Source organism: Rhizobium sp. CBN3 (assembly GCF_030518245.1).
Classification (GTDB): domain Bacteria; phylum Pseudomonadota; class Alphaproteobacteria; order Rhizobiales; family Rhizobiaceae; genus Rhizobium; species Rhizobium aethiopicum_A.
Genome location: NZ_JAULSE010000002.1, coordinates 541,866 through 551,619 on the forward strand (window position 1 = coordinate 541,866; position 9,754 = coordinate 551,619).

The window sequence follows — 9,754 nt, forward strand, 5'->3', positions numbered from 1 at the left end:
ACGTACAGAATCTGCCTCTTAGAGCGCCTTCAGCACGATGCGACTCACATGTGCCTTTGACAGGATAACAAGATCGTCCGGTCTGACGTTGAGATAGTTGCGCCGCGTGCCGCAGACGGCTCCTCCGTCAGCAAAAATCTCTACGATGCCCTTGTCGTGGATGACTCTCAGATCCGTCGTACCGGCAATCGCCGCGGCGTAACGGATCGATCCGTCGTCTTGTGGCAACTGCACGGAGACACTTTGATCTTCCACGACGATGGAAAATGACAATTGTCCGGCTTCGGTCGCGGTGATCCTTGTTCCGTCGAGCATCCCGTTCAATCGGATATCGATCGACGCGTCGTCCAGAACGTATCTGCCGGGCTCTGCGGAAGACAGAGGCGCATGAGTGAGGGCCTCCTCCACTTCGTCAGCGGGTCTCATACATATCCTGTTACGCGCATCCAGCGATAGCTGGCGGGGCAAGGACAACTCGCCGGAATACGGCGATCCGGCAGGCTTGCGGAACTCCCAATTGAAGAGCCACGCAAAGGCAATCTGCCTGCCACCCGTCGCGAAGCTCTGCATCGCATAAAAGTCGCTGCCGAAATCGAGGAGTTGCAGGGCATCGGAGTCCGGAATGAAGCGGTCATCGACGAAATCTCCGACAAGCCCATAGAGGAGGTTGTGGCGCCCGCTGTCAGGATCACAGTGTCCGACAAGTCCCATGATCAGCACCCATTTGCCGTCGATGGGAAAAAAATCGGGGCATTCAACTGCTCTGGCGCCCTGCTCGCGGAAGAAGGGCGGTGCACGGTACAGCGGTCCCAGGTATTTCCACTCAAGCAGATCCTCGGAGCCGTAAAGCAAGACTGCCGGGTCGTCATGAATAGAAGCGCCGAGCACCATACGATAAGCGCCGGAGGCCTTATCCCACCACACCTTTGGATCGCGGAAATCGTGCTCGACTCCTTCGGGGCGCTGCTCGAGCACGATCGAGATGCTTTCCGCCTTGATCATCCGCCGGTCCGGGCGGGCGATCTTCTGTATTTCGCGATAACCTTTGAAAAGGTCATAGGCAGGCAGGCGTTCCGTATAGAAGAACATCAGGCTGCCATCCCTGTCCTGAAATGCATTGCCGGAGAATGCGCCTCCGGTCGCACCGAGACGCCAGAGGTTCTGCTCCGGATGGAGAAAAACCGGCATGTGTGTCCAGGTGAACAGGTCAGGGCTGGTAGCATGCCCCCAGTGCATCGGCCCCCAGTCGCCGCCGCATGGATGGAATTGATAAAACAGGTGCCAGCAGTCGCCGATCCTGCAAAGACCCACGGGATCGTTCATCCAGTTGCGACAAGGAGAAAAATGAAGTCGAGGCCGCTGAGGATCGCTTCGCAGCCATGAGCCAATTTCCTTTCCTGCGCGAATGAGAATTTCATCCGTGCTGAATTCCCATAGCTTTATGCCGGCCTTCGCAACGGTTGCCGGATCGTAGGAGTAGGTCCAAAGGAATGCGTCCGGCCAGTCCCATTCAACGACAACGCTGCCGGCCTCGCGGTGGTGATAGGAATAGTATGATGGATGAGCTTCGAAAGCGGGTACATGCCAGAGGGTCTCACCATATTGTGAAATGGTGACGGCCCCGGGGCCAACTGCCCAGAATTCCAAACGCTCGCCCGAAGCAAAAGAGACAGTCGCTTTAGCCATTTGGGGACGCAATCTGAGTGAGGAACGGCCGGTCCGTAGACTGGCCCAAGTTTTTCTCGGGAAGAGGACTTGTGGTCCCACGACCGGCGGGCGGGGCCTGGCGGCTGCGGTCTATTGCCCAGGAGCCGGAGTGCCCCTGAATGCATTTACCGTTCGGTCCATTACCACTTGTTCGACATTTCCGCAGTCCAGGACTGTATTCCCCACGGAGTTCCTTTGCACCAGCACAGTCGTTACGTCGAGCAAAGTCGAATTCCCGATTGAAAGCAATGCGCTCACTTGTGTTGAAAAACAGGCGCTGTTTGGCGTATCGCTTCCGTCTTTTTGAGGTATTTCGGTGGTGGCCACAATGTGGTTGTTGGCTATGTAGTTTCCACTGCCGGAAACTACATTGATTATGATAGGCTTTGCTGCGGGAGGCTTGATATATTGAGTGTCAATGGTGTGCGAAATATGGTTCGCGATCAGCGAATTGTTGCTGCCGTCAATCTGCAGAAGTCCAAACAGATCATCCAAACCATTGTCGTACTTCTGCATCGGCGCCCATGGCTCGCGATCTCGCAGAAAGTGATTTGAGGAGACCAAATTCTCGCAGCAGTTAGCAGCAAACACCAACATTCCGGGATAGAAGGAATGGAACCTATTTCCCGTGACCGAGGAACGCACCACGCCGGAGAAATGGACACTGCTTGCTCCTCGAGGAAATACGTTGTTCGAGGATACCAGAATGCCCGCGTAATTCTCGGCGTAAATTGAGTGTCCCCTATATCCGGCGCCGACAAAATTATTTGCTATTCTTGAGGCCTGCCCCATACCTTTCAGCTCGATACAGTTGCCGCACTCTGCGATGAAATTATTATCTATCGCGAGCGCATCTGCATCATGAACAGTGACTCCATGCTCCAGGTAGATAAGGCCCATCCCGGTTATTCGAAATGAGTCATTGGCGCTGCCTACATAGATTCCCGTTTTGCCATTCCGGTATGTGTTTTCTGCGTCGTCTTGCCCCGAACCATCATCGATGAAGTGCAAGCCATCGATGCAAAAGTCAGCAAACTCCACAGAACTTATACGAGGATTTCCGCTGCGCTTGACATAAAACGCGGCACCAGCAGCCTCACCGTCTGCGGCCTCTGGAGACGTGTCCACAAGGATTCGACTTCCGCCCGGCCACACCTCGTGCCAGTGGGCCAATTCGCCTGCGGGTGTGTTGAAGCGGATGCTCGACGACGTAAAACCATGCCCAGAGCCAACGATTTTCAGATAGCTCACGTCGATAACGACTTGAGTGACGAGACGATAATCGCCTGGGGGTATGTAGATAACCGATCCAGGTTTTCCGCCGTCATTTGCATCGACCACCGCTTGCCTTTTCTTGATATCCGCAATGATGTTATTGATAACAGCGCCAATATCCTCACGCGGATTGCCTGTTGGATACTTCGTGACGTCGTAACAGTTTTCGCTAACCATTGTCATGTCTCCTCGGACAGCGAGGGTTAATCTTGTTTTCTTTTGGCTGCCATCACCAGATGCTGGTGCGGGTGCCCGGGTCAAAGAAGTGAAGTTCTTCGGCATCGACAGCGATGCGCGCGATGTCACCTGCTCGCACTGTGCTCTTTGGGGAAAAACGGGCTACCGCCGCTTTTTCGTCGCCGATGTCGGCAATGGCATCCGGGTCGCCAGCATCCACCCAAGGTGCATCGATCTTCAGATGCACCATGGATTCAGAACCCAGCGCCTCAACAAGAGTGACCGGGGCCGAGATCTCGGCCGAGGAAGGCCGGATTGCCGCGTCGTTCATGTGCTCCGGCCGGATGCCGAGGAGGATTTGACGGTGAGACGCACCCTTGAGCGAGGGACGGCATTCGAAAACCCGGTCAGGAATATCGAATTTGTTGCTGCCCAGGGTCACCGTCCTTCCATTCAAAACGGCTTCGTACAAGTTCATCGAGGGCGATCCGATAAAGGCCGCAACAAAGACGTTGTCAGGGCGGCTGTACAGATTTTGCGGTGTATCGACTTGCTGCAGCACACCGCCTTTCATGACAGCGACACGGTCACCCATCGTCATTGCCTCGACCTGATCGTGAGTGACGTAGATCGTGGTGACATTGAGTTTTCTCTGCAGGCTGGCAATCTCGGCGCGCATCTGCACGCGCAGTTTTGCATCGAGATTGGACAGCGGTTCATCCATCAGGAAGGCGGACGGCTGGCGGACGATCGCCCGACCCATGGCGACGCGCTGCCGCTGGCCCCCCGAGAGCAGCGCCGGTTTGCGGTCGAGCAGAGCCGTCAGTTCGAGGATGCGCGCGGCCTCATCCACGCGGCTGGCAATGTCGGATTTCGGCAACCCCGCCATCAGCAAGGGAAAGGCGATGTTTTCGCGTACGGTCTTGTGCGGGTACAGCGCGTAAGATTGAAAGACCATGGCGATGTCGCGATCCTTGGGATCGACATCGTTGACGACCCTGTCCCCGATCCTGAGTTCGCCGCTCGAAATGCTCTCAAGGCCGGCGATCATCCGTAGCGCCGTCGATTTCCCACAACCCGAGGGACCGACAAACACCATGAACTCACCATCCCTGATGTTGAAACTCAGATCGTGTAGCGCATGAAAGCTGTTGCCGTAGATCTTGTTGACGTTGCGTAGTTCTATACCGGCCATGTCTTAGCCTCCCTCATCCTTTTACAGCGCCGAAAGTCAGGCCGCCGACGATCTGCTTTTGAAGTGCGAGCGTTACGATGATGACGGGCAGTGAATAGAGCACGGCCGCCGCCGTCATCGCTCCCCAGGCAAGGCCATAGACGGAGTTGTATTCAGCAATGACGATCGGTGCCGTTTTGGTCGCCTCTGACGTCAGCAGCAGCGCATAGAGGAACTCGTTCCAGCTCGTGATGAAGGTAAAGAGCGCGGTGACGGCGATTCCCCCCGTCATGATCGGAAGAATAACCTTCAGAAAAGCCTGGAAACGGGTGCAGCCGTCCATGCGCGCCGCCTCTTCCAGATCCTTCGGAACGCCTTCGAAGAAGGCCGCCATGAGAAGAAGCGCAAGAGGTACCGCGGCTGATGTGTGGGCGAGCACCAGACCGGGAATTGTATCCAGCAGACCGAGCGACTTCAGAAGCTGGAACAATGGCACGCCGAGCGACACCGAGGGCACCATGCGCGTGACCAGCGCGAAAAGCAGGAACAAGGTGGTGATCCGGCGCCGGTAGTGGGTCGCGACATAAGCGGCCGGAACCGCCACAGCGAGGGAAAGGATGGTTGTCAGCACCGCCACCACCAGCGAGCTTGCGAAGGCCCGCGGCAGGGTCGACGATTGCAGGACATCGCGAAAATTCTCGAAAGAGATCACGACGGGAAAGAAGCTCGGGGGAATCTGCTGGACATCCGCTGCCGGCTTGATCGACGTCATAAGCAGATAAACGTAAGGCAGCGCATAGGACATGACGAGGACGAGCGCGGCGGCATTGATGACGATGCCGTTGAGATTGAGACGGCGCGCACTACGCATGGACCGGCCTCCATATCTTCCAATAGGCAGCGGCGGCCAGAAGCATCATGACGATCAGAAACAGCGTGCCGGAGGCCGAGGCCTCGCCGAGATCGCCGAAGCGCACCATGCGCTGATAGATGTTCATCGAAAACACCTCAGAAGCGTGGTTGGGGCCACCTTGCGTCTGGATCCAGATGAGGTCGAAGGTCTTGGCCGCATCCACCCCACGCACGATGACGACGACGGCGATCACCGGGCGCATCAGCGGCAGCGTGACATGCCAGAAGCGCTTGAACGCGTTCGCGCCGTCGATCCGCGCCGCCTCGAGCAGGTCTTTGGGAATGTTTGTCAATCCGGCATAGGAGACGAGGGCGACAAAGGATGTCGTCAGCCAGATATCGGCGAAAGAGACGGAATAGATGACGATATCTTCGTCGGACAACCAGGCAATCGCATCGGAATCGCTGATGACGCCCAGATGGACGAGCCCGTAGTTCAAGATGCCGATGTTCCCGACCAGGAGAAAGCGCCATAAGAGGCCGGCGACTATGGGCGGCACCATCAATGGCAGCGTGAAGATCGTGCGGTGCCAGCGCGACTGACCGGGGAGCGCCGTGAACAGCAGCGCGGCGCAGAAACCGAAGGTAAATTCGAAGAACAGCGCAAAGATCGAATACTGGATTGTTCTGAATGCGCTTTCGGCGACGCGCTTCGAAGTTAGCGCGTCGATATAGTTCTTGAGCCCGATCCACTCTCGTATGTGGGGAGTAATGGTGTCGACCTTAAAAAAGGAATCGAACACCAAAAGCCCTACCGGGTATGCGACCAGCAAGCCAAGGATGGCGAGGGCTGGCGCAAGCATGCACAGCACGAATCGGTCTTCACCCGACATGGCGCTCTCCGAAAGCTGATGATGCGAGGAGGACCACCCGTCCTCCTCGCCGCCGAGGGATTAGTCGAGGATGTCTTCGATCGTTTCCTTGGCGTCCGTCAGGACCTTGCCGACATCCGCTTTGCACGTCAGGGCCTGCTGCACGGCTGGAAGAACCGCTTCGTCGACAATTTCCTGATATTTTTCGTTCATCGGACGGCCTTGCGTCGCAGGAGCACTCAACGTCTCAAGCAGCGGCGTGAAATGCTCATAACCGGGCTTGCTGGCATAGCCGTTATAGGCCGAGTTCGTCGCAGCCAATCCAAGCGGCGCTTCGATACCCAGGGCATTGTTGGCGATCGCGAAGGCTATGAACTTCTTGGCCGCGTCCTTGTGCTGGGAGGTCGACGGAACGACATTGTACCAAGGACCCGGAATTGCCGCGATTCCTGCATCGCCTGCGAGCATCGGGACGACGCCGACCTTTCCGCTGACCTTGGAATCGGCGGGCGTCATCTTGTAGGCGTGCGCCCAGAATTTCATCATCGCCGTCTTGCCTTGATAGAACAGGTTCTGAGCCTCGCCCCAGCCGATTTCGTTCACGTTTTCGGGCACGGAATGATCGATGCAGTGCGGCGCGATGTAGAATTCGAGCGCCTTTCTATGCGCTTCGTTGTCGATGATCACCTTCCCGTCCTTGTCGAGGATCACACCTGGCGAGCCCGCCTGAAGCACATGCGCCATCCATTCTTCGGAGAAGCTGCCGATGGTGTCGGTGCCCCAAAAGTCGGTCTTGCCGTCACCATCTGTGTCTCGGGTGAAGAATGTTGCGATGTCGCGCCATTGCTGCCAAGTCTTCGGCGGGGCGAGGGGATAACCATATTTTGCCTGGAACGCTTTCTGTTCCTCCGGCTTGTCGAAGAGATCCTTGCGATAAAAAACAATTTCGGCATTGGCCCAAGCAGGCATGCCGATCAGTTTGTCACCGATCTTCGCGTCGGCAAGCAAGGCAGGCGGCAGGTCCTTGCGAACCGCATCGGTGAAAAGCGGCGCGAGATCTTCGACATGGCTTGCGAATTTTGCGTTCCACACGACGTCGATCGTTACCACATCGAACGCCGATGAGCCGGAGGCGATTTCGGCCGAAAACTTGTCGAAGACGCCCTGATAGGGAACGACGGTGAAGTCCACCTTGATACCGGTCTCGGCGGTGAACTTCTCTGCGGCTGCCTTCTGCAGCATTTCGCCGCCGCCTTCCACGAGGATATTGATGGTTTCGGCCTTGGCGGAGGCCGCAATGCAAACGAGCGCGAGCGCGCTGGCGCCAAGCAGTTTCTTCATGAATTCCTCCCTTGTTCCGCCGGAAGCACTTGCCTCAGGCTGTTCCATTGTTGGGACCATAGGCGCGCTATGACGACGTTGTCAATTGCAATTGTCGACGTTGTCAGAAAAATATGTCGACGTTGTCATGTGTGTGGTTTACAACAGACCCGCATCAGGAGAATTGGCGCACATGGTAAGCATCGTCAGCGTCGCGAAAGCGGCCGGGGTTTCCAATAAAACAGTCTCTCGCGTCATCAATGGCGAGCCCTACGTGACTGAGGAAACCCGAGAGAGGGTGGAAAAAGCCATTCGCGACCTCGGCTATATCCCGAATATGGCGGCGCGCCTCATACGATCCAGCCGCTCCAACACCTTTGGGATTATCACCGATTATGTTTCCACGACGCCTTATTCGGTCGATATTGTCCGCGGAATTCAGGATTGGGCCAATGCGAATGGGAAAACCATCCTGATCGCCAACACCGGTGGTTCTTCCGAGCGAGAGGTGGAAATCTGGAAAATGTTCCAGTCCCATCGCATCGATGGAGTCCTGTATGTAACCATGTACCGGCGCATCGTGGATCCGGAGACCGGCGATGTCAGTATTCCGACAGTGATGATAAATTGTCGGCCGCAAACCAGGGAGATCCTGCCGTCTATCGAGCCTGATGATTATCAGGGGGCGCGAGATCTTACCCGGTACCTCCTTGAACGGGGCCATCGCAGAATCGGTTACATCCGGCTCAATCCGATCCTATTGGGAGCCGAACTGCGACTGGATGCATTTCGCCGAACGACAAGCGAATTCGGTCTAACAGAGAACGACCTCTCTATCAGCCTTGGCATGGACGGACCTGTTGGGGCAGAAAACAACTACGTCTTTGCGGCAGCGACCGAAATGCTCAAACAAGACGACCGTCCGACCGCGATCATGAGCGGCAACGACGAAATGGCGATTCAAATCTACATTGCCGCCATGGCACTGGGATTGCGGATTCCACAAGACGTCAGCATCGTCGGCTTTGACGATTTTCGAACAGTCACTATGGCGCTGAAGCCGGAGCTGACCACGGCCGCGTTACCCTATTACGATCTCGGCCGAGAGGGTGCGAAGTGGCTGAACGATTTGATAGCGGGCGAGAAGATTTATCCGGCCAGTCGGGTTGTCTCTTGCAAGCTGGTTGAACGTAGCTCTGTCGCCTTCGGCCCTCGTTAGGCGTCGAGAAGCTCAACTGCGTGAGTCGAATGATCATGTCTGATTTGAGCGTCGCCACAGCCGCACGGCGGGGGTGGGAAGTGGCTTCGGCTCAGCGGCGCAGGGCGCGCCAGCATTTGCTCTGATGACGTTTGACGCGACGCTTTCTCGAAGCCGCCTGAGAAAAGGAATGTGTATCCTTGATATTGGCGCCGGGGAAGGATCGCATTGGAGCGACCGCAGAGGTTGTTGGCACCGACCTTGCCATCGCGGCGGTCGAACGGGCAGAGTAGCGGACTGGAGCGCAAGAGTTATCCGCATCGCGCCACCGAAAGAGAAGATTCGCGCCTGACCTTCGGCAGTTTCGCCCACGTCCTTGTCGTCGGCATCGAGGTTCGACGAAGGAGAGGGCGCTTCTTGCAGACAGGGCGCGCCCCACGCCGGGGTTTACTCCGGTTTACCTAATCGCGGTGAACGCCTGGATGTGAGATACTGAATATGCGGCAGATCACCCGATCTGCCGATTGTTGAGGAGGATGTCCTATGCCACTGTTCATAATCACAGGGTGCTATTCAGCCGCGGCAGCGAAGGGAATGATCGCCGATCCATCGGACCGGGAAGCGGCTGCCCGTGCCATCATGGAAGCAGCAGGCGGGAAACAGCATTCTTTCTACGTCACGACCGGCGAAACCGACTGGATGGTAATCGCAGAATTCCCCGATGGTGTTGACCTGATCCCCGCGCTTCTTGTCGTCGGCGCATCGGGAGCAGTATCGAATATCAAAACCGTGCGAGCGTACACGGGTGCGGAATTCAAGGCCGCCCAAGAAAAGGCGGGCAAAATCGCATCCGCCTACAAAGCCCCGGCAAAATAAGCAGGCCACTCGTTGAATTACCTTTGGCAGCGGATGTGCGATCCGCTGCCGGTTCGTTCCGGCATCGCCTGACAGGCGGAGAGGTCAGGCATTCGGGCAGGAGAGTGCGTAAATCTCCCACGCCATCAAACGCCGGGAGAGTGACATTCCAACTTTGCAGAAACAGGACACTTTAACTTTGCGGCTCAGAAGATGTCAAAGCTGATTAGGAATGCGACTCTGCCAACCGATTAGAAATGCGACGCTGGCACTGACGCTCAGCCCCCGATCCGACCGGCTGAGCCGGGTTGCAAGGGAGGAGCG

8 protein-coding genes are annotated in these 9,754 nt (G+C 56.7%); 2 read left to right on the forward strand and 6 right to left on the reverse strand.

The window, feature by feature from the left end:
• Positions 1 to 18: 18 nt before the first annotated feature.
• The 6 genes from QWJ46_RS05300 to QWJ46_RS05325 form a co-directional block, all read right to left on the reverse strand.
• Positions 19 to 1,686 (reverse strand): GH32 C-terminal domain-containing protein, encoded by a 1,668-nt coding sequence (locus QWJ46_RS05300; RefSeq protein ID WP_302749482.1) that lies wholly within the window; start codon positions 1,684 to 1,686, stop codon positions 19 to 21.
• Positions 1,687 to 1,797: 111 nt separating this feature from the next.
• Positions 1,798 to 3,159 carry a NosD domain-containing protein gene (locus QWJ46_RS05305; protein ID WP_302749483.1) on the reverse strand — a complete coding sequence of 454 codons (1,362 nt, stop codon included), beginning with the start codon at positions 3,157 to 3,159 and terminating at the stop codon, positions 1,798 to 1,800.
• A 52-nt stretch (positions 3,160 to 3,211) separates the two neighbouring features.
• The gene (locus tag QWJ46_RS05310) at positions 3,212 to 4,354 is read right to left on the reverse strand and encodes an ABC transporter ATP-binding protein (RefSeq protein ID WP_302749484.1); all 1,143 of its coding nucleotides are present in this window, start codon (positions 4,352 to 4,354) and stop codon (positions 3,212 to 3,214) included.
• A gap of 13 nt (positions 4,355 to 4,367) precedes the next feature.
• Entirely contained in the window at positions 4,368 to 5,204 is an 837-nt protein-coding gene (locus QWJ46_RS05315; protein ID WP_302749485.1) for a carbohydrate ABC transporter permease, read from the reverse strand.
• Positions 5,197 to 6,078, reverse strand: a complete 882-nt coding sequence (locus tag QWJ46_RS05320; RefSeq protein ID WP_184459095.1) for a carbohydrate ABC transporter permease — start codon at positions 6,076 to 6,078, stop codon at positions 5,197 to 5,199. Before QWJ46_RS05320 ends, QWJ46_RS05315 begins: the two co-directional genes overlap by 8 nt.
• 60 nt (positions 6,079 to 6,138) lie before the next feature.
• Entirely contained in the window at positions 6,139 to 7,398 is a 1,260-nt protein-coding gene (locus QWJ46_RS05325) for a sugar ABC transporter substrate-binding protein (protein ID WP_184459096.1), read from the reverse strand.
• Positions 7,399 to 7,570: 172 nt separating this feature from the next.
• Here QWJ46_RS05325 and QWJ46_RS05330 point away from each other — a divergent pair, with 172 nt between their 5' ends.
• Positions 7,571 to 8,596: a LacI family DNA-binding transcriptional regulator gene (locus QWJ46_RS05330; protein WP_302749486.1), complete on the forward strand. Its 1,026-nt coding sequence runs from the start codon at positions 7,571 to 7,573 to the stop codon at positions 8,594 to 8,596.
• A 522-nt stretch (positions 8,597 to 9,118) separates the two neighbouring features.
• Positions 9,119 to 9,451, forward strand: coding sequence for a GYD domain-containing protein (locus tag QWJ46_RS05335; RefSeq protein ID WP_064695711.1), 333 nt, complete (start codon positions 9,119 to 9,121; stop codon positions 9,449 to 9,451).
• Positions 9,452 to 9,754: the final 303 nt, after the last annotated feature.